Genomic DNA, 18,172 nt, shown 5'->3' on the forward strand with positions numbered 1-18,172 from the left:
AAAGGACGAGAAATTCCGGGAGACGCACAATGAGTGGAAGCGCGGCGGCGGTGATGACGAAGCCCGCCTTTCGCAAGGTCAAGTGGCTTGCGCGCGACATCGATGTCGAGCGCCGCGACGACGGCACGGTGGTGCTGAAGTCGCGCATCCCGCTGCAGACCTACGAGAAGCATATCCCGGCTTCGCTGGCAAAATGGGCGAAGGAAGCGCCCGAGCGGATCTGGCTTGCCCAGCGCGGCGGCCCTAACCGCGAATGGCGTAAGGTGTCCTATGGGAAGGCCAAGCGCACCGTGGATGCGCTGACGCAAGGCCTGCTTAACCTTGCGCTCGACGGTCGCCCGGTCACGATCCTCTCCGGCAATTCGATCGAGCACGCGCTGATGACGCAGGCGGCGATGCAGGCGCGCGTCCCGGCCGCGCCGGTCTCGCCGGCCTACTCCTTGATGAGCCATGATCACGTCAAGCTGAAATATTTGTTCGACCTGATCAAGCCGGGCGTGGTGATGGTGCAGGACGGCCCGACCTTCGAGAAGGCGCTGAAAGCGCTCGATCTCACAGGCGTCACCGTCGTTCACGTCTTGCGGCCCTGCGAGGGTATCGCGAGCGTCAGCTTTGCCGAGCTCGCGGCGACGGCCGTGACTGCCGATGTCGAAGCGTCGATTGCGAAGATCACGCCTGAGACCGTCGGCAAGCTGCTGTTCACGTCAGGCTCGACCGGCATGCCCAAGGCCGTCGTCAACACGCAAGCGATGATGTGCGCCAATGCGGCGATGATGATGCAGGTGCGGCCGCGCGATCCCGGCGGTCCGATCTCGACCATGCTGGATTGGATGCCCTGGAACCACACCATGGGCGGCAACGCGGCGTTCCACCCGATCCTGGTCGATGGCGGCACGCTCTATATCGATGACGGCCGGCCGATGCCGGGCCAATTCGATGAGACGCTGCGCAATCTGCGCGAGATCTCGCCGACCTATTACGCCAACGTGCCCGCCGGCTATGCCGCGCTCGCCGCGGCCATGGAGAAGGACGAGGCGCTGTGCCGCTCCTTCTTCAAGAATCTCTCGATCATGGCCTATGGCGGCGCGCGGCTGCCTGACGATCTCTACGACCGCATGCAGGCCCTCGCCGTGAAGACCACCGGCGAGCGCATCGTGTTCTACACCGGCTGGGGCTCGACCGAGACCGCGCCAACCTCGACCGGCACCTATTGGGACACCGACCGCGTCGGCCTGATCGGCCTGCCGTTCCCCGGCGTCGAGTTGAAGATGGTGCCTTGCGGCTCGAAATACGAGCTGCGTCTGCGCGGCGTCAACGTGACGCCGGGATATTTCGGCCAGCCTGACCTGACGAAGAAAATGTTCGACGAGGAAGGTTTTTATTGCATCGGTGACGCCGGCGTCTTCGTCGACGAAACCGATCCGGTGAAAGGCATCATCTTTGCTGGGCGCGTGGTCGAGGATTTCAAGCTGACCACCGGCACCTTCGTCCATGTCGGCTCGCTGCGTACAGATGCGATCGCCGCCGCGACGCCGGTCGTGCATGATGCGCTGGTCGCGGGGCAGGATCGCGCCTTCATCGGCCTGCTGGCCTGGCCGAACCTGCATGCCTGCCGCCAACTCGTCGGCAAGCCCGACCTCAGCTTCGAGGATGCCGTGAAGCATCCCGAGGTGATCGCTTGCTTCAGGCGCGGGCTGGAGGCTCACAACAACGAGTGCGAAGGCGCCAGCAGCCGCATCATCGCCCGCGCCATGCTGATGGCGGAGCCGCCCTCGATCGATGGCAACGAGCTCACCGACAAGGGCTACATCAACCAGCGCGCCGGCCTGGAGCGCCGCGCGGGGCTGGTGGAGCGGCTTTATGCCGAGAAGCCTGACCAGGACGTCATCATTCTCAAGTAATCGACATCATCAACACGGATACGCGCCATGAACTTCGATTTCTCCGACGACCAAAAGCAGCTCCGCGATCAGGCGCGCAAATTCCTCACCGAGAAGTGCCCACCCAAAGCTGTGCGCATGGTTCTCGACGGCAAGGCGCCATACGACAAGGAGCTGTGGAAGAGCCTCGCCGAGATGGGTTTTCTCGGTGTCGCCATTCCCGAGGATTTTGGCGGCGCGGGCGCCGGTCATCTCGAACTTTGCGTGATCGCTGAAGAGATGGGCCGGGCGAACGCACCGGTGCCGTTTTCCTCCACCGTCTATCTCGCAGCCGAAGCGCTGCTGATCGCCGGCAGCGACGCGCAGAAGAAGAAATGGTTGCCGGCAATTGCCTCGGGCGAGGCGATCGGAACGCTGGCGCTGTTCGAGGGCAAGGGCAATCCGTCGCCGAAGAACGTCAAGCTGACGGCTGCGAACGGCGTGCTCAACGGTGTCAAGAAGCCGGTCCCCGATGGCGCGATCGCCGACTTCGCGGTGGTCGCGGCACGCACGGGATCGAGCGGGCGCGACGGCGACATCTCCTTATTCATCGTCGATCTCAAGGACGGCGGCGTCGAGGTGAAAAGCCTGACCAACCTCGATCCGACCCGCGGACAGGCCGAGATCACTTTCAGGGATTGCAAGGCAGAGCCGCTAGGCGCGGCCGGCGAAGGCTGGAGCATCTTGACTCAAGTGCTCGATCGCGCCGCGGTGCTCTGCGCGTTCGAGCAGGTGGGCGGCTCCGACCGCGCGCTGGAGATGGGCCGCGACTACGCGCTCGACCGCATCGCCTTCGGCCGACAGATCGGCTCGTTCCAGGCCGTCAAGCACATGCTGGCAGACATGTACGTGTCGGCGACGCTGGCACGTTCCAACAGCTATTACGGCGCTTGGGCGCTCTCGACCAATGCATCCGAATTGCCGGAAGCGGCTGCAGCCGCGCGCATCAGCGCGACGCAGGCGTTCCAGCACTGCGCCAAGAACAACATCCAGGTTCACGGCGGCATGGGTTTCACCTGGGAGTTCGACTGCCACATGTACTACCGCCGTGCCAACGCCATGGCGCTCGGGCTCGGCAGCCTGTCCTATTGGGAAGACCAGTTGATCGACCGTATGCGCAAGAAGAACGCGGCGTGACGTTATCGTCATTCAGGGGCGCCGCAGAGCGGCGAACTATGATGTGCAATTGCACATCCGAGAATCCAGAGATGAGTGAATAACGACGAGATTCCGGGTTCGCGCTTCGCGCGCCCCGGAATGACAGAGAGAATAGAACCATGAACTTCGACGATACCCCGCAGGAAGCTGAATTTCGCGCCACTGCTCGCGCCTGGATCGCGGCCAATGCACCGAAGCAGTATGAGGAAGAGCTTCGCAAGTCCTCGCTCGGCCGCACGCAATTGAAGAACGCCAACATCCTCGACGTCGCAAAGGCCTGGCAGAAGAAGAAGGCCGATGCCGGCTGGGCCTGTCTGCACTGGCCGAAGGAGTATGGTGGCCGCGGCTCGTCGCCGATCGAGCGTGTGATCTGGCAGCAGGAAGAGGGGCCGTTCGGCCAGCTATCCCGCATGTTCATCATCGGCCACGGCATGTGCGGGCCGACCATGATGGCGTTCGCGCGCGAGGAGCACAAGCGCGCCTATCTGCCGCCGCTCGCCTCCGGCGAAAAGGTCTGGTGCCAGCTGTTCTCCGAGCCCGCGGGCGGCTCCGACGTTGCGGGCCTGCGCACGCGCGCGGAGAAAGACGGCGACGAGTGGGTCATCAACGGCCAGAAGATCTGGACGTCGGGCGCGCACTATTCCGATTACGGCATTTTGCTCACCCGCACCGATCCGACCGTGCCCAAGCACAAGGGCCTGACCATGTTCTTCCTGGACATGAAGAGCCCCGGCGTCGAGGTGCGGCCGATCAAGCAGGCGAGCGGCGCGTCCGACTTCAACGAGGTCTATTTCACCAATGTGCGCATTCCGGATCATCAACGCCTCGGCGAGGTCGGTGACGGCTGGAACGTCTCGCTGACCACGCTGATGAACGAGCGCAGCGCGATCGGCGCGGCCGTCTCGACCGGCTTCCCCGAGCTGTTCGAATATTGCACGAGCCTGATGCTCGATGACGGCCCGGCGATCGAGGATCGCGCGGTGCGCGCGAAGCTGGCGAACTGGGCTGTGAAGGCGAGCGGGCTGAAATATACCAGCATGCGCGCGATCTCGGCGCTGTCGAAGGGCGAGCGCCCGGGACCGGAAAACTCCATCGGCAAGCTGGTCGCTGGCTCGATGATCCAGGATGTCGCGACCTGCGCGCTGGATTTGCAAGGCGCCGCCGGTGTGCTTAGCGGTGCTGAAGATTCCGAACTCGCCGGCCGCTTCCAGGCGATGCTGCTGCGTGCGCCCGGTACCCGCGTCGAAGGCGGCACCGACGAGATCATGCGCAACATCATCGCCGAGCGGGTGCTGGGCCTGCCCGGCGACATCCGGGTCGACAAGGACGTGCCGTTCAACAAGATCCCGACGAAGGGAAGGAATTAGCCGTCATTCCGGGGCGGCTCGAAGAACCGAACCCGGAATCTCGAGATGTGTAGGTAAAGCTCTGGATTCCGGGTTCGCGCGTTGCGCGCCCCGGAATGACAATAAAAAGGAAGCGCCATGAATTTCGACGACACCCCGCAGGAAGCCGCATTCCGCGAGACCGCGCGCAAATGGGTCGAGGCCAACGCGCCGAAGGAGTTTTTGGCCGAGCTGTCAAAATCCTCGCTCGGCCGTATCCGGCTCGCCAACCACGACATCGTCGATGTCGGCAAGGCCTGGCAGAAGAAGAAGGCCGAAGGCAATTGGGCCTGCCTGCATTGGCCCAAGGAATATGGCGGCCGGGGTGCAACGCCGATCGAGCGGGTGATCTGGCAGCAGGAGGAAGGCGTCTATGGCAAGCTGACGCAGCCGTTCCAGATCGGCGAGGGCATGTGCGGCCCAACCGTGATGGCTTGGGGCAGCGAGGAGGCCAAGCGGCGCCATTTGCCGAAGCTGGCCGCGGGCGAGGAGATCTGGTGCCAGCTGTTCTCCGAGCCGTCGGCGGGCTCTGACGTCGCGGGCTTGCGCACGCGCGCGGAGAAGAAGGGCGACAATTGGGTCGTCAACGGCCAGAAGATATGGACCTCCGGCGCGCACTATTCGGACTACGGCCTTTTGATCGCGCGCACGGATCCGAATGTCCCCAAGCACAAGGGTCTCACCATGTTTTTCCTGGACATGAAGAGCCCTGGCGTCGAGGTGCGGCCGATCAAGCAGGCCAACGGCATGCAGGAGTTCAACGAGGTCTATTTCACCGATGTGGTGATTCCGGACAGCCAGCGGCTCGGCGCCGTTGGCGAGGGCTGGAGCGTGTCGCTGACCACGCTGATGAACGAGCGAATGTCGATCGGCTCGCGGCTTGCGACCGGCGTGCCTGAATTGTTCGAGTTCTGCTCCAATGTAATGCTGGAGGATGGGCTCGCGATCGACGATCCTGCCGTGCGCTCCAGGCTTGCGAGCTGGGCGGTGAAGTCGAGCGGGCTGAAATACACCAGCTACCGGGCGATCTCGGCGCTGTCCAAGGGTGAACGGCCGGGGCCGGAGAATTCGATCGGCAAGCTCGTGTCCGGCATGATGCTCCAGGACATCGCGACCTATGCCATGGACCTCCAGGGCGCGGCCGGCGTTCTCACCGGCACTGACGAGGAGACCGTGCAGGGCCAGTTCCAGCAGATGCTGCTGTCCTCGCCTTCGATGCGCATCGCGGGCGGCACCGACGAGATCTTGCGCAACATCATCGCCGAGCGCGTGCTGGGATTGCCGGGCGACATCCGCGTCGACAAGGACGTGCCGTATAACAAGATCCCGACCAAGGGACGGTGATCTAGCCTCTCGCTGCATCTCGTAGGGTGGGCAAAGCGAAGCGTGCCCACCATATGCAGATGCGCCGAGGTAAGTCTGTCGGTGGGCACGGCGCTATGCGCCTTTGCCCACCCTACGAGAAAAGTGCGAGCTGATCCATGGACGCTGCAGTCAATCAGAACAACCGCATCGGCGTGCTCGAAGAGCTGCTCAACGAGCGCTACTCGGTCCGTGCCTTCCTGGCCAAGGAGGTCGATCGCGCGACGATCGAGCATGTGCTGACCACCGCGCAGCGCACGGCGTCCTGGTGCAACAGCCAGCCCTGGCAGATCGTCATCGCCAGCGGCGAGGCCAAGGAGCGTTTCCGCAATCTGATTTATAAGGAGGCTTCGGGCGGTCTCGGGGACGACTATGATTTCCCGCCGCCACGCGAATATCTCGGCGCGTACCTCGAACGCCGCCGCGAGAGCGGTTTTCAGCTCTACAACACGCTCGGCATCGCGCGCGGAGACAAGACGGCGTACGCGAAGCAGGCGCTAGAGAACTACAATTTCTTCGGCGCGCCGCATGTGGCCATCATCCACACCGACGAGCCGCTCGGCATCTACGGTGCGATCGATTGCGGCGCCTATGTCTCGAACTTCATGCTGGCCGCGCAGGCGCTCGGGCTCGGTACGATTCCGCAGGCGGCGCTCGCGCGCCACTCCGGCCTGATCCGCCGCCATTTCAATCTGCCTGATGATCGCCGCATCGTTTGCGGCATTTCGTTCGGCTATGCCGACAACGCCCATAAGGTCAACAGCTACCGCACGTCGCGTGCGAGTGTGGCCGAGACCGTGACCTTCGTGGACAAGTAATCAGGCGTGGACCGGTGATCGAGGCGGCGCACGCCCCGCATCACGTTTCAGACGCGATCACGTCAGACATACGAAGACGGCCGCGGAAGCGGCCGCCGTCATCGCGGGCTCAATCCGAATAACGCCCGCCGTCAGCCGCCGCTGCCGCCGATCACGGCGCGAATGGTCTCGTCGGGCCCGAAATCCTCCGCGCCGTCGACATAGAGCAGCGCCGCGAGCTTGGAGCGCGCGCGGTTGACGCGGCTCTTGATCGTGCCCACCGCGCAGCCGCAGATCGAGGCCGCATCCTCATAGGAGAAGCCGGAGGCGCCGACGAGGATCAGCGCTTCACGCTGGTCCTGCGGAAGCTTGTCGAGCGCCGTGCGGAATTCCTCGAACTCGAGATGGGCGTTCTGCGAGGGCTGCGTCTTCAGCGTCTTGGCATAGTTGCCTTCGGCATCCTCGACTTCCCGCCGCCGCTTGCGATAGTCGGAGCGGAACAGGTTGCGCAGGATCGTGAACAGCCACGCCGGCAGATTGGAGCCGGGCTGGAACGAGTCGATGTTGGCGAGCGCGCGCAACAGCGTCTCCTGGACAAGATCGTCGGCGCGATCGGCATTGCCGCTGAGCGAGATGGCGAACGCGCGCAGACTGGGCACGGCCGCCAGGATGTCGTTACGCAGGGAGTCCGTGAGAGGCATCAATCCCTCCCATTGTTGTTGTCGTTGGAGCCGCCACCATTTTCCACTTGGGGTGTCGCTCCCGGCGCATCAAGTTTCTTGATCAGTTCCGCGAACCGGTCCGGAACCCCCTGCCGCACCACGTCGTCGTACATGGCGCGCAGCTGGTGCCCGATCCGGGACTGAATCTCCGGAGTGAGCCCTCCCTTGCCGGGGGTCGTGCTTTTGCTGGCTTGAGACTTGAGATCTTTCATGACCTGTTCCACGTTTCCCCGAGTTAAGTAACTGTAAAATCGAGAAGTTCTCTCAACCGGGAGCCGTTCCCTGGATAGGCTCAATGCGAGTTGCGAGAAAAAGTTCCGCCCCGATGCGGAACTTTTCTTGGTCTGAGGCGTAATCAGCCCAGCAGGGGAACCCGGGCCCCCCGCCTAACGCCTGCACGTCAAGGTCGGCCCGAAGATGATATGGAGTGGGGATGTCCCGTTCACAGCTCGTTGCTGAACACTTGCCGTTGTTGCGCCGGTACGCACGCGCCCTGACGGGCAGCCAGTCCTCCGGTGACGCCTATGTCGCAGCCATGTTGGAAGCCATGCTGGGAGATCCGTCGGTGCTCGACGAGAGCCACGGGCCGCGCGCCGGCCTGTTCCGGCTGTTCACCCAAATCTGGAATTCCGTTTCCGTCAACGACGATTCGGAAGTGACGAACCTGCCGATGCCCCCGGAGCGACGGCTGTCCAACATCACGCCGTTGCCGCGGCAAGCCTTCCTGCTGCTCTCGCTCGAGGGATTCTCGGAAGAAGAGGTCGGCTACATTCTCGGCACCGACGTCGGCGAGACGCGCCGGCTTGCGGATGCCGCAGGGCGTGAGATGGCCGCCGAGATCGCCACCGACGTGCTGATCATCGAGGATGAGACCTTCATCGCCATGGATCTCGAGAGCCTGGTGAAGAATCTCGGCCACAATGTCGTCGGCGTCGCCCGCACCCACGCCGATGCGGTCGCGCTGGCAAAGAACAAGCGTCCTGGCCTGATCCTCGCCGACATCCAGCTCGCCGATGGTTCGTCGGGCCTCGACGCCGTCAACGAGCTGCTCCGCACCTTCGAGGTGCCGGTGGTGTTCATCACGGCATACCCTGAGCGCTTCCTCACCGGCGAGCGTCCCGAGCCGGCGTTCCTGATCTCAAAGCCATTCCAGCCGGCGATGGTGTCGGCGGTGGCGAGCCAGGCGCTGTTCTTCCAGCGCAACTCCCGCAACCGCGCGCCGAAAGTGCCGGCGGCGTAAGGAAGCGCCTGCGCCCGGCATTTGACGAAATCCCGATCCGGCGTGCCGCAAGGTGCGCCGGATTTTCGTTGATCCGGTTGCCGCGCTTGACGGCCATCGAATTCGCCGCTCATACCTCGTGTAGCGGCCGCGTTGCAGCCGCGGTGCCATCGGAGACGTGTTCATGGACCAGCAACTCCTCGATCGCCTCGCCATCCGCGACCTCGTCGAGAACTGGGCGGTGTGGCGCGATGCCGGCGACTGGGAGCGCTTTGCCACGGTCTGGCACGAGGAAGGCTGGATGTCCGCCACCTGGTTTCAGGGGCCGGCGCGGGATTTCATGCGGGTCAGCCAGGAGGGGTTCGCCAAGGGCGTGCGCATCCTGCATTTCCTCGGCGGCACCAGTATCGACCTCGAGGGGGCGCGCGCCATCGCGCAGACCAAGATGACCATCTCGCAGCGCGCGCCGGTGCACGACTTGCCCTGCGACGTGGTCTGCACCGGGCGCTTCTACGATTTCCTGGAGAAGCGGCAGGGAAAATGGGGCATCGTCCGCCGCCAGCCGATCTACGAGAAGGACCGGATCGACCCGGTCGATCCCGCCGCGACACTTCAGCTCGACCAGAAAGCCCTTGCCGCGCTCCCGGAAGGCTACCGCCACCTCGCCTACATGCAGGAGCTGATCGGCTACAAGGTCAAGCGCGACATGCCGGGCCTGACCGGGCCTGAGGTCGAGAAGCTCTATGCCGAGGGTCGGGATTGGCTGGCGGGGAAGGCGAACTGAACTCCAGACAAAAGTAAGGCGCGACTGGCATCACCACAGTCGCGCCCTACGTCACCGGCTTATGGGGCAGGGGGGAATAGCCGGCTGTTGAGACGACTCCCGTCCGCGAAAGTCGTTCCAGGCGGTTGCGAAATTTTTTTCGCGGGGACCGTGCCCTTTCGCACACGGTTAAGTGATCTTAACGACTGAGAACTCTGGGTCCTCTCCTCGCGTTGTTCCCGCGATCGCCATGGGGCGAGGGACCGACAGCCATGTCACAGATTCAAAAGGTATTTTTAGGCGCGGTCGCGATCGCCGCGACGCTTGGCGCCGTCCAGGTGGGCGCCGTGCAGCTGGCCTCCGGCCATGATCTGGCCGACCGCTGGCAGGCGGTCGCTGACAAGCCGGGCCATAACGTCAATCGCGCCAGCAAAGCCGACCGGCTGGCCGACATCAAGCAGGCTGAGGTTCCGACCCGCACCGTGTCGATGCGGCTGAACGATCTGGCCGACACGTCGGTGCTGTTGCGGGTCCCCGCAGTGATCGAGGCCGGTAACGCCAAGCCGCCGGTGTTGCTCCCGGACCAGAAGCAGAGCCGCAAAAAGCCGACGATCGCCTGCGAGCCGATGGTCAGCTCCCTGACCGAGGTCGCAAAACTGCTCCAGCCCGGCCGCTGCGTGACCTGACCGGCATTTGCCACGGACAAGTCGCCCTCCGTCCGGAGGGCGATTGCTGCCGTCCACTTGATCCCCTGCCCCCTCGCGTTATATCCCGGGTTTCTTCCCCTTTCGATTGACCGGGTAAACGCATGACGACGTCAGACACGGCTGTGCATACGCAGCCCTTCCAGGCCGAGGTTTCCGAGCTTCTGCACCTGATGGTGCACTCCGTCTATTCCGAGACCGACATCTTCCTGCGCGAGCTCGTCTCGAACGCATCGGACGCCTGCGACAAGCTGCGCTATGAGGCTATCGCTACTCCGGCGCTGCTGGGTGACGGCGACGCGCTCAAGATCCGGATCATTCCGAACAAGACGGCCGGAACGCTTGCGATCGCCGACAATGGCATCGGCATGGAGCGGCAGGAGCTGATCGACCACCTCGGCACCATCGCCCGCTCCGGCACCAAGGCCTTCGTGTCGAAGCTCAAGGAGGCCAAGGATGGTCTGGGCCTGATCGGCCAGTTCGGCGTCGGCTTCTATTCCGCCTTCATGGTCGCCGACAAGATCGTCGTGGTGAGCCGCCGCGCCGGCGAGAGCGACGTCTGGACCTGGACGTCCTCGGGCGGCTCGGGCTTCGAGATCGCGCGTGCCAGCGAGGAGGATGCGGCCCGCGTGCAGCGCGGCACCGAGATCGTCCTGCATCTCAAGGACGAAGCGAAGAAATATCTCGAAGCCTACGAGATCGAGCGTATCGTCGGCGCTTATTCCGACAACATTCTCTTCCCCATCGAACTCGTGCCCGAAGAGGGTGAGCCGCGTCAGATCAATTCTGCGAGCGCGCTATGGCAGCGCTCGAAATCCGAGCTCACGCCGGAAGACTACAAGAAGGCCTATCAGCAGATCGCCTCCGCCTTCGACGATCCCGCGATGACGCTGCATTATCGTGCGGAGGGGCGTTACTCCTACGCCGTGCTGCTGTTCGCGCCCTCGACCAAGCGGTTCGACCTGTTCGAGCCGAACCGCAAGGGGCGCGTCAAGCTGTATGTCCGCCGCGTGTTCATCACTGACGATGCCGATCTGCTGCCGGGCTACCTCCGCTTCATCCGCGGCGTGGTCGACAGCGAGGATCTCCCGCTCAACATCTCCCGCGAGATGCTTCAGAACAATCCGCAACTCGCGCAGATCCGCAAGGCCGTAGCGACCCGCGTACTGTCCGAGCTCGAAAGCCTTGCGGAGAAGGATCCGGAGAACTTCGCGAAAATCTGGGAGGCCTTCGGCGCGGTGCTGAAAGAAGGCATCTACGAGGATTTCGAGCGCCGCGAAAAGCTGCTCGCGCTGTCGCGTTTCACCACGACCTCGGGCGAGAAGCGCTCGCTCAAGGACGTCATCGCCGATTTCAAGCCGAACCAGACCGAGATCTATTACCTCGTCGGCGACAGTATCGAGCGGCTGAAGTCGAACCCCCGGCTCGAGGCGGCGACTGCGCGCGGCATCGAAGTGCTGCTGCTGTCCGATCCCGTCGACGCCTTCTGGACCTCGATGCCCTCGGAGTTTGACGGCAAGCCGCTGAAGTCGCTGAGCCAGGGCGATCTCAATCTCGACCTCATCCCGCGCGTCGACGAGGCGAACAAGGACGAGCCGGCCGCCGACGAGGCCGCCACCATCGCGGTGATCAAGGCCGCGCTCGGCGAGCGCGTCAGCGACGTCAAGGCCTCGACGCGTCTGACCAGCTCCGCTTCCTGCCTCGTCGCCGACAGCCAGGGCCCGAGCCGCGAGCTCGAGCGCATCCTGGCCCAGCAGAACCGTGGCATGCGCACCAAGCCGATCCTCGAGATCAACCTGCGCCATCCGCTGGTCACGGCGATCACGAAGGCTCAGGCCGGCTCGAAGGCGGTCGACGATCTCAGCCTGCTCCTGCTCGAACAGGCGCAGATCCTGGACGGCGAGCTGCCGGAGGACCCTGCGGCGTTTGCGGCAAGGTTGAACCGGCTGGTGTTGCAGGGGCTCGGCGGGTAGCCGGCGCAGGCCATATGTGCCGCCGCGCTCATTCCGCCGCGTGATCCTTCCGCTCATCGCACGCGACGGTAGCTTGCGGCTTCTTCTCCATCCAGCGCGAGAGCAGGTCGGAGAAGCGGTCGAGGTAGAGGTAGACGACCGGGGTCGTGAACAGCGTCAGCGCCTGGCTCACGAGAAGGCCGCCGACCATCGCATAACCGAGCGGTTGGCGGATTTCGGAGCCGGTGCCGCTTCCGAGCATCAGCGGCACGCCGCCTAGCAGGGCGGCCATCGTTGTCATCATGATCGGGCGAAAGCGCAGCAGCGCCGCCTGGCGGATCGATTGCTCCGGGGTGAGATGCTGCTCGCGTTCGGCCGCGATGGCGAAATCCACCATCATGATGCCGTTCTTCTTGACGATGCCGATCAGGAGAATGACCCCGATCAGGGCAATGAGACTGAAGTCGAAGCCGAAGATCATCAGGATCGCGACGGCGCCGACGCCAGCCGAGGGCAACGTGGACAGGATGGTCAGAGGATGGATGTAGCTCTCGTAGAGCACGCCCAGAATCAAATAGACCACGACCAGTGCGGCGAGGATCAGCAACGGCACGGTGCCGAGCGATTGCTGGAATGCCTGCGCGGTACCCTGAAAACTTGTTGCCAGCGCCGGCGGCGCGCGCATCTCGCGGACCGCGTGCAGCACCGCGTCGGTCGCCTGTCCCAGCGCCACGCCCTCGGCAAGATTAAAGCTGATCGTCACCGACGGAAATTGGCCTTGATGCGAGATCGCAAGCGGTCGCACGGGCACATTGGTCCAGTTGCAGAACACCGAGAGCGGCACCTCGTCGCCGGTAAGCGGTGATTTGAGATAGATCTTGTCGAGCGTACCGAGCTGGCCTTGCAGGTCCGGTGTGATCTCCAGGACGATGTGATAGCTGTTGGTCTGGGTAAAATATTGCGCGACCTGACGCTGGCCGAACGCGTCATAGAGGGTGTCGTCGATCAGCTGCGGCTGAATGCCGTAGCGTGCGGCGGTGTCGCGATTGATCCTGAGTTGAACCGTCGTGCCTTCGGTTTGCTGGTCGGTCGCGACGTCGCGCAGTTGCGGCAGCGTCTTCATCGCATCGAGGATTTTCGGCGCCCATTCGTTCAGTTCGGCGAGGTTAGCGTCCTGGAGCGTGAATTCGAACTGAGTGCGGGTGGCGCGGCCGCCGAGACGAACGTCCTGCGAGGCCTGCATATAGAGCTTGGCGCCCTCCACCTTGGCGATCTTGGGCCGCAGCCGCGCGATGATCTGCTGTGCGCCGGCATCGCGCTCCTCCAGCGGTTTCAAGGTGATGTACATGCGCCCCGAGTTCAGTGCCGTACCGCCGCCGCCGATGAACATCGCGATCGAAGCGACGGCGGGGTCGGCCTGCACGATGGTGTTGAGCTCCACCTGGCGCCGTTTCATCTCGGCAAAGGAGATGTCCTGGGGCATCTCGGACACGGCTGTGAGGAAGCCGTTGTCCTGCTGCGGGAAGAAACCCTTCGGGATCAGGATGAAGAGGTAGATCGAGAGTGCTACGGTCGCGAAGAAGATGCAAAGGGTGACGAAACTGTGGCGCAGCGCGACGTCGAGCCCGCGTTCGTAGGCGCCGAGCACCCTTTCGAACATCCGCTCGCTCCACTGGTAAAAGCGGCCGTGCCGAGCCTCGTGGTTGGCGCGCAGGAAGCGCGAAGCCATCATCGGCGTCAGGGTCAGCGACACCACCAGAGAAACAAGGATCGCCATCGCCAGCGTGACCGCGAATTCGCGGAACAGCCGGCCGATGATGCCGCCCATCAGGAGCAACGGGATCAGCACCGCGATCAGAGAGATGCTGATCGAGACGATCGTAAAGCCGATTTCGGCCGCGCCCTTGTAGGCCGCAGCAAGCGGCCTCTCGCCCTGCTCGACGTAACGGGTGATGTTCTCCAGCATCACGATGGCGTCGTCCACCACGAAGCCGACCGCGATCGTCAGCGCCATCAAGGAGAGGTTATCCAGCGAATAGCCGAAGACCCACATCAGCGAGCAGGCTCCCAGTAGCGCTAGCGGCACAGTGATGCTCGGGATGATCGTCGCCCAGAAGCTGCGGAGGAAGATGAAGATCACCATCACAACGAGCGCGATAGTGGTCATGAGCGTGATCTGTACGTCCTCGACGGCGGCGCGGATGGTGATGGTGCGGTCGCTGATGATCTTGATCGAGATCGCGGGCGGGATGGCCGCGATCAGCCGCGGCAGCTGCGCCTTGATGCGATCGACGGTCTCGATGACGTTGGCGCCGGGTTGCTTGAAGATGACGAGGAACACGCCGCGCTTGCCGTCGGCCCAGGCCGCCGTCTTCATGTCCTCCGGCCCTGCCACGGCCTCACCGATGTCGCGGATCCGCAATGGAGCGCCGTTGCGATAGGCGACGATGACGTCCTGCCAATGCTGGGCCTGGGTGAGCTGGTCGTTGGCGTAGATCGTGTAGGCGCGCTTGGCCCCGTCGATGCTGCCCTTCGGGCTGTCGGTGGTCGCAGCCGCGATCTGGGCGCGCACGTCTTCCAGCGACAGGCCCTTGGCGACGAGCTTGGCCGGATCGATCTGTATGCGTACCGAGGGTTTCTGCTGTCCGCCGACGAACACTTGGGCGACGCCGGATAACTGGCTGATCTGTTGCGCGAGCTGCGCATCGGTGCGGTCGCTGACGACGGTCAGCGGCAGCGTGTCGGACGTCGCGGACAGGATCATCACCGGCGAATCCGCCGGGTTGACCTTGCGATAGGTGGGAGGCGAGGGCAGGTTCTTCGGCAATTGGCCGCTCGCTGCATTGATCGCTGCCTGCACATCGTTGGCGGCGGCGTCGATCTTCCGGTTGAGGTCGAACTGGATCGTGATCGACGCCGAACCCAGCGAGCTGGTCGACGTCATCTGCGTGATGCCGGGGATCTGTGCGAGCTGGCGTTCGAGCGGCTGCGCCACGGAAGAGGCCATGGTCTCGGGGCTGCCGCCGGGGAGCGAGGCCGAGAGCTGAATGGTCGGAAAGTCGACCTGGGGCAGCGGTGCAACCGGCAGCAGAGGATAGGCCACGAGGCCAACGAACAGGATACCCGCCATCAGCAGTGAGGTGCCGATCGGATAGCGGATGAACGGAGACGAGAAGCTCTCTTGCATGCCCTGACACCACAGCCCTGGCCAGCGCATCTTCTCCCCGCGCACAGCGGAGTCGCGCCCGAGAGCGCAAGTGCGTTTCCTTCAGCCCATTTGCTTGTTCATTGCCCTGGAACGTCGTCGGTCCGGGCCGGCGTTGTGATAGAAAGACTAGTACGTTCGCTTGGGCCAGCGAACGGATTCCTGCGCTGGATGCTTTGCGACCTTTGTCGAAGGAGAGCTGCAGCGAGTTATGCGTTCCGCGCAGGCCGGAAAACTGGGTGCTTTCCGCTTCCGCATCTTTGCGGCGCTGTGTCTCACTCATTTCGTCGCGTGTCACAAGCCGGAGAGGTATGAAATAGGAACAATCGCTTCTGCCGCGCAGTTGTGCCATATCGAAATGACATAACGCGTGCCGTTGCCACCGATTCGAGGAATGTCCGATGCGCCTGCCGATCCTGACCCTCACCGCAATTGTCACGCTGTTCGCGGCGGCAGATGCCAGCGCCCAGACCTACGATCCGCGTTACCCGGTCTGCATGCACGTCTACATGCCCGGCGGTTTTGGCGGTGGTGGCGGCGACTATTTCGACTGCTCCTTCACCTCGCTGCCGCAGTGCCGCGCCACGGCTTCGGGCCGCTCGGCAAGCTGCGACGTCAATCCCTACTACGCGTTCGACCAACCCCCGCCGCCGCCGCGCCGGCGCCACAAGAACGTGCACTAGCGATCCGCAATGCGGCCTTCAGGGGGAATTTTCATGCGTCGCTTATTCGGCCTGATCACGACCGTCGGTGCCCTGCTCACGGCCGCGCCATCGCATGCACAGACCTTCGATCCGCGCTATCCCGTCTGCATGCACGTCTATTCCGGTGCGAACGGGGGTGGCGGGGAGTGGTACGATTGCTCCTTCACCTCAGTCCCGCAGTGCCAAGCTACCGCTTCAGGCCGCTCGGCCAGCTGCGATCTCAATCCGTATTATCCGTTCAACGCACCGCCGCAGCGCTTACGCCATCAGCGAGGCGGCTAGCGCTGGGCAATTACGTCCCGGCGGTCCATGGGGCATCGCGGATGAGCCGCCGCGTGCCTTTAGGAGCGCGGCGCCATGTTGACAGCGTCGACGATTGCGTTGGTCAATTGCCACGTCATCTTGTCCGTGGTCCAGTCGCTTGCGTGCAGCCTGTCGTCGTCGCCTGGGTCGACCATGCGGTCGAACGAAATCCCGGCGACATCATGCCAGCCCTTCATCAGCGCGAAACGGCCGAAGACGTTGACGCGCTTCTCCTGCGCGATCTGGCTGATCGCCTCGACCATGGCGCTCGCCTTCCTGGCCTTGGCCGGTGTCAGCAGCGCCGGCACATATTGAAGGTCCATCAGGATCACATCGATCTGCTTGGCGTCGAGCAGCCGGTCAACACCCTCGCGGATCGCTTGCGTGGTGTCCTCGAACGAGGGACCGGCGGATTGCCACACTGAATTGGTACCGACCTGCCAGATCACCAGATCGGGCTTCAGATCGAGGACGTCATGCTCGAACCGATTCAACTCCAAACGAGCATCTTCGCCGCCGACGCCGCGGTTGATCACCTCGATTGCGACGTTTGGAAATTTTATCCGAAGGTCCGACAGCAGCCGCTGCGGATAGGGCGCAATACCCCCTTCGCCCGCCGTGGTCGACGAGCCGATCGCGACCAGCCTGGCCTGTCCGCCCTTCACTCGGTGAGCAAAATTTGTCAGCGGCTGCTCGAAAGGCGCGGCCCGGACGGGAAACTCTAAGGGATCGAGAGCCACGGGTCGCTTTCCTTTCGCAGCCAGAACAACGCCGGCAGAAAGAATAGCCCGTTTCCCCGAGGTCACCTAGCGTCGCGAGGCCCGCTTGCTATTGCGTCCGGATGCCTGACAGCTCCACCACCTTGCGCCAACGGTCGGTCTCCGCCGTCAGCATGCCGCCGAATTCGCTGGCATTGCCGTGCAGCGGGATCGCGCCGAGCCCAGCGATGCGGGACTTGATCTCCGCATCGGACAGCGCGGCGTCGATTTCGCGATTGAGCAGGTCGATGATCTCGCGCGGCGTGTCGTGTGGAGCGCCGACACCGTAGAATGAACTCGTCTCGTAGCCGCTGAGCGTGTCCGCGATCGGCGGCGCGTCCGGCAAAATCTCCGAACGCTCGCGCGTGGTGACGCCGAGTGCGCGCAGCTTGCCGGCGCGCACGAGCTCGAAGGATGAAGTGACGTTGTCGAACATGCCCTGAATCTGGCCGCTCATCACGTCGGTCAATCCGGGTGCCGAGCCGCGATAGGGCACGTGGATGAACTGCACGCCGGCCAGCGACTTGAACAGCTCGCCGGAGAGATGCAGCGAGGTGCCGATGCCGGAAGAGGCAATCGACATCTTGCCGGGATTGGACTTGGCGTAGGCCATGAAGTCGGCGACGCTCGTCACCGGCAGGTCGTTGTTGACAACCAGCACCAGCGGAATTCGTGCGACGCCGGCGACCGGCGCGATGCCCTTGGCGAAATCATACGGCAGCGCCGGGTCGAACGAGGCGTTGATGGCGTTGGCGGTCGAGGTCAACAGCAGGGTGTGACCATCGGGGGCGGACGTAATCACCGCCTGTGTCCCGATATTGCTGCCGGCGCCGGGCTTGTTCTCGACGACGAAGGTCTGGCCGAGCCGGTCGGAGAGGCGCTGGCAGAGCAGCCGCGACAGCACGTCGGTGGCCCCACCCGGCGCATAGGGTACCACCCATTTCACGCTGCGCGAGGGATAGGAGGGATTGCCGATCGCAAAGGCGCGTGGCGTGGCGAGCACGGTTGCGGCAGAGGCTGCAGCCTGAAGGAAATGTCGCTTGGTGATCAATGCATGCATCCCGCTCTTCTTCCTTCTCCCTTGTGGGAGAAGGTGGCGCGAAGCGCCGGATGAGGGGTCACACTCCGCACGTGAACTCGCGGAGAGTGCCCCCTCACCCCTGGGGCCCCCGGGGGGGGGCGCCCCCCCCCCCCCACAGCGGGCGGGGGGGGGGGGGCCCG

Annotated in this window: 16 protein-coding genes; 11 read left to right on the forward strand and 5 right to left on the reverse strand. The window is 63.8% G+C overall.

All coding sequences use genetic code 11. The features are described 5' to 3' along the window. Positions 1 to 29 precede the first annotated feature (29 nt). The 5 genes from AC0L3K_RS28845 (at position 30) to AC0L3K_RS28865 (ending at position 6,642) form a co-directional block, all read left to right on the forward strand. Entirely contained in the window at positions 30 to 1,901 is a 1,872-nt protein-coding gene (locus tag AC0L3K_RS28845; protein ID WP_354199921.1) for an AMP-binding protein, read from the forward strand. A gap of 27 nt (positions 1,902 to 1,928) precedes the next feature. Beyond that, the gene (locus tag AC0L3K_RS28850) at positions 1,929 to 3,056 is read left to right on the forward strand and encodes an acyl-CoA dehydrogenase family protein (RefSeq protein ID WP_007597244.1); all 1,128 of its coding nucleotides are present in this window, start codon (positions 1,929 to 1,931) and stop codon (positions 3,054 to 3,056) included. Positions 3,057 to 3,196: 140 nt separating this feature from the next. Next, positions 3,197 to 4,444 (forward strand): acyl-CoA dehydrogenase, encoded by a 1,248-nt coding sequence (locus tag AC0L3K_RS28855; RefSeq protein WP_007597243.1) that lies wholly within the window; start codon positions 3,197 to 3,199, stop codon positions 4,442 to 4,444. A 117-nt stretch (positions 4,445 to 4,561) separates the two neighbouring features. Next, positions 4,562 to 5,806 (forward strand): acyl-CoA dehydrogenase, encoded by a 1,245-nt coding sequence (locus tag AC0L3K_RS28860; protein WP_354199920.1) that lies wholly within the window; start codon positions 4,562 to 4,564, stop codon positions 5,804 to 5,806. A 137-nt stretch (positions 5,807 to 5,943) separates the two neighbouring features. Continuing rightward, on the forward strand, positions 5,944 to 6,642 hold the full coding sequence (locus AC0L3K_RS28865) for a nitroreductase (protein ID WP_354199919.1): 699 nt from the start codon (positions 5,944 to 5,946) through the stop codon (positions 6,640 to 6,642). Between the two features lie 131 nt (positions 6,643 to 6,773). On the opposite strand, the gene AC0L3K_RS28870 is transcribed toward AC0L3K_RS28865, so the two are convergent. After that, a complete protein-coding gene (locus AC0L3K_RS28870) occupies positions 6,774 to 7,322 on the reverse strand; it encodes a sigma-70 family RNA polymerase sigma factor (protein ID WP_007597240.1) in 549 nt (182 codons plus the stop codon). Next, the gene (locus AC0L3K_RS28875; RefSeq protein ID WP_007597239.1) at positions 7,322 to 7,555 is read right to left on the reverse strand and encodes a NepR family anti-sigma factor; all 234 of its coding nucleotides are present in this window, start codon (positions 7,553 to 7,555) and stop codon (positions 7,322 to 7,324) included. The genes AC0L3K_RS28870 and AC0L3K_RS28875 overlap by 1 nt, the downstream gene beginning before the upstream one ends. A 221-nt stretch (positions 7,556 to 7,776) precedes the next feature. Between AC0L3K_RS28875 and AC0L3K_RS28880 the strand changes: the two genes are divergently transcribed. The 4 genes from AC0L3K_RS28880 (at position 7,777) to htpG (ending at position 12,002) form a co-directional block, all read left to right on the forward strand. Next, positions 7,777 to 8,583 (forward strand): response regulator, encoded by an 807-nt coding sequence (locus tag AC0L3K_RS28880; RefSeq protein WP_007597237.1) that lies wholly within the window; start codon positions 7,777 to 7,779, stop codon positions 8,581 to 8,583. A 163-nt stretch (positions 8,584 to 8,746) separates the two neighbouring features. Then, positions 8,747 to 9,346 carry a nuclear transport factor 2 family protein gene (locus AC0L3K_RS28885; RefSeq protein ID WP_354199918.1) on the forward strand — a complete coding sequence of 200 codons (600 nt, stop codon included), beginning with the start codon at positions 8,747 to 8,749 and terminating at the stop codon, positions 9,344 to 9,346. A gap of 251 nt (positions 9,347 to 9,597) precedes the next feature. Next, positions 9,598 to 10,011, forward strand: coding sequence for a hypothetical protein (locus AC0L3K_RS28890; RefSeq protein WP_007597234.1), 414 nt, complete (start codon positions 9,598 to 9,600; stop codon positions 10,009 to 10,011). A 122-nt stretch (positions 10,012 to 10,133) separates the two neighbouring features. Continuing rightward, positions 10,134 to 12,002: a molecular chaperone HtpG gene (gene htpG / locus AC0L3K_RS28895; RefSeq protein ID WP_354199917.1), complete on the forward strand. Its 1,869-nt coding sequence runs from the start codon at positions 10,134 to 10,136 to the stop codon at positions 12,000 to 12,002. 28 nt (positions 12,003 to 12,030) lie between these two features. On the opposite strand, the gene AC0L3K_RS28900 is transcribed toward htpG, so the two are convergent. Further along, complete coding sequence (locus tag AC0L3K_RS28900) at positions 12,031 to 15,168, reverse strand: efflux RND transporter permease subunit (RefSeq protein WP_354171454.1); 3,138 nt, start codon at positions 15,166 to 15,168, stop codon at positions 12,031 to 12,033. Positions 15,169 to 15,587: 419 nt separating this feature from the next. Here AC0L3K_RS28900 and AC0L3K_RS28905 point away from each other — a divergent pair, with 419 nt between their 5' ends. Continuing rightward, on the forward strand, positions 15,588 to 15,869 hold the full coding sequence (locus AC0L3K_RS28905; RefSeq protein WP_219680379.1) for a DUF3551 domain-containing protein: 282 nt from the start codon (positions 15,588 to 15,590) through the stop codon (positions 15,867 to 15,869). A gap of 33 nt (positions 15,870 to 15,902) precedes the next feature. After that, entirely contained in the window at positions 15,903 to 16,172 is a 270-nt protein-coding gene (locus tag AC0L3K_RS28910) for a DUF3551 domain-containing protein (RefSeq protein ID WP_354199916.1), read from the forward strand. A gap of 59 nt (positions 16,173 to 16,231) precedes the next feature. Here the strand turns inward: AC0L3K_RS28910 and AC0L3K_RS28915 are convergent, their stop codons facing one another. Together AC0L3K_RS28915 and AC0L3K_RS28920 are read right to left on the reverse strand one after the other, a co-directional pair. Then, the gene (locus tag AC0L3K_RS28915; RefSeq protein WP_354199915.1) at positions 16,232 to 16,933 is read right to left on the reverse strand and encodes an SGNH/GDSL hydrolase family protein; all 702 of its coding nucleotides are present in this window, start codon (positions 16,931 to 16,933) and stop codon (positions 16,232 to 16,234) included. A gap of 88 nt (positions 16,934 to 17,021) precedes the next feature. Then, positions 17,022 to 18,002 carry a Bug family tripartite tricarboxylate transporter substrate binding protein gene (locus AC0L3K_RS28920; protein ID WP_473367327.1) on the reverse strand — a complete coding sequence of 327 codons (981 nt, stop codon included), beginning with the start codon at positions 18,000 to 18,002 and terminating at the stop codon, positions 17,022 to 17,024. Between the last annotated feature and the right edge of the window lie 170 nt (positions 18,003 to 18,172).

The organism is Bradyrhizobium sp. MI1.10 (assembly GCF_055811035.1).

Coding starts and splice junctions, on each gene's coding strand:
- AC0L3K_RS28880 (WP_007597237.1), top strand. CDS start 7,777: ATGTCCCGTTCACAGCTCGTTGCTGAACACTTGCCGTTGTTGCGCCGG.
- AC0L3K_RS28875 (WP_007597239.1), bottom strand. CDS start 7,555: ATGAAAGATCTCAAGTCTCAAGCCAGCAAAAGCACGACCCCCGGCAAG.
- AC0L3K_RS28890 (WP_007597234.1), top strand. CDS start 9,598: ATGTCACAGATTCAAAAGGTATTTTTAGGCGCGGTCGCGATCGCCGCG.
- htpG (WP_354199917.1), top strand. CDS start 10,134: ATGACGACGTCAGACACGGCTGTGCATACGCAGCCCTTCCAGGCCGAG.
- AC0L3K_RS28900 (WP_354171454.1), bottom strand. CDS start 15,168: ATGCAAGAGAGCTTCTCGTCTCCGTTCATCCGCTATCCGATCGGCACC.
- AC0L3K_RS28870 (WP_007597240.1), bottom strand. CDS start 7,322: ATGCCTCTCACGGACTCCCTGCGTAACGACATCCTGGCGGCCGTGCCC.
- AC0L3K_RS28850 (WP_007597244.1), top strand. CDS start 1,929: ATGAACTTCGATTTCTCCGACGACCAAAAGCAGCTCCGCGATCAGGCG.
- AC0L3K_RS28905 (WP_219680379.1), top strand. CDS start 15,588: ATGCGCCTGCCGATCCTGACCCTCACCGCAATTGTCACGCTGTTCGCG.
- AC0L3K_RS28910 (WP_354199916.1), top strand. CDS start 15,903: ATGCGTCGCTTATTCGGCCTGATCACGACCGTCGGTGCCCTGCTCACG.
- AC0L3K_RS28845 (WP_354199921.1), top strand. CDS start 30: ATGAGTGGAAGCGCGGCGGCGGTGATGACGAAGCCCGCCTTTCGCAAG.
- AC0L3K_RS28860 (WP_354199920.1), top strand. CDS start 4,562: ATGAATTTCGACGACACCCCGCAGGAAGCCGCATTCCGCGAGACCGCG.
- AC0L3K_RS28865 (WP_354199919.1), top strand. CDS start 5,944: ATGGACGCTGCAGTCAATCAGAACAACCGCATCGGCGTGCTCGAAGAG.
- AC0L3K_RS28885 (WP_354199918.1), top strand. CDS start 8,747: ATGGACCAGCAACTCCTCGATCGCCTCGCCATCCGCGACCTCGTCGAG.
- AC0L3K_RS28855 (WP_007597243.1), top strand. CDS start 3,197: ATGAACTTCGACGATACCCCGCAGGAAGCTGAATTTCGCGCCACTGCT.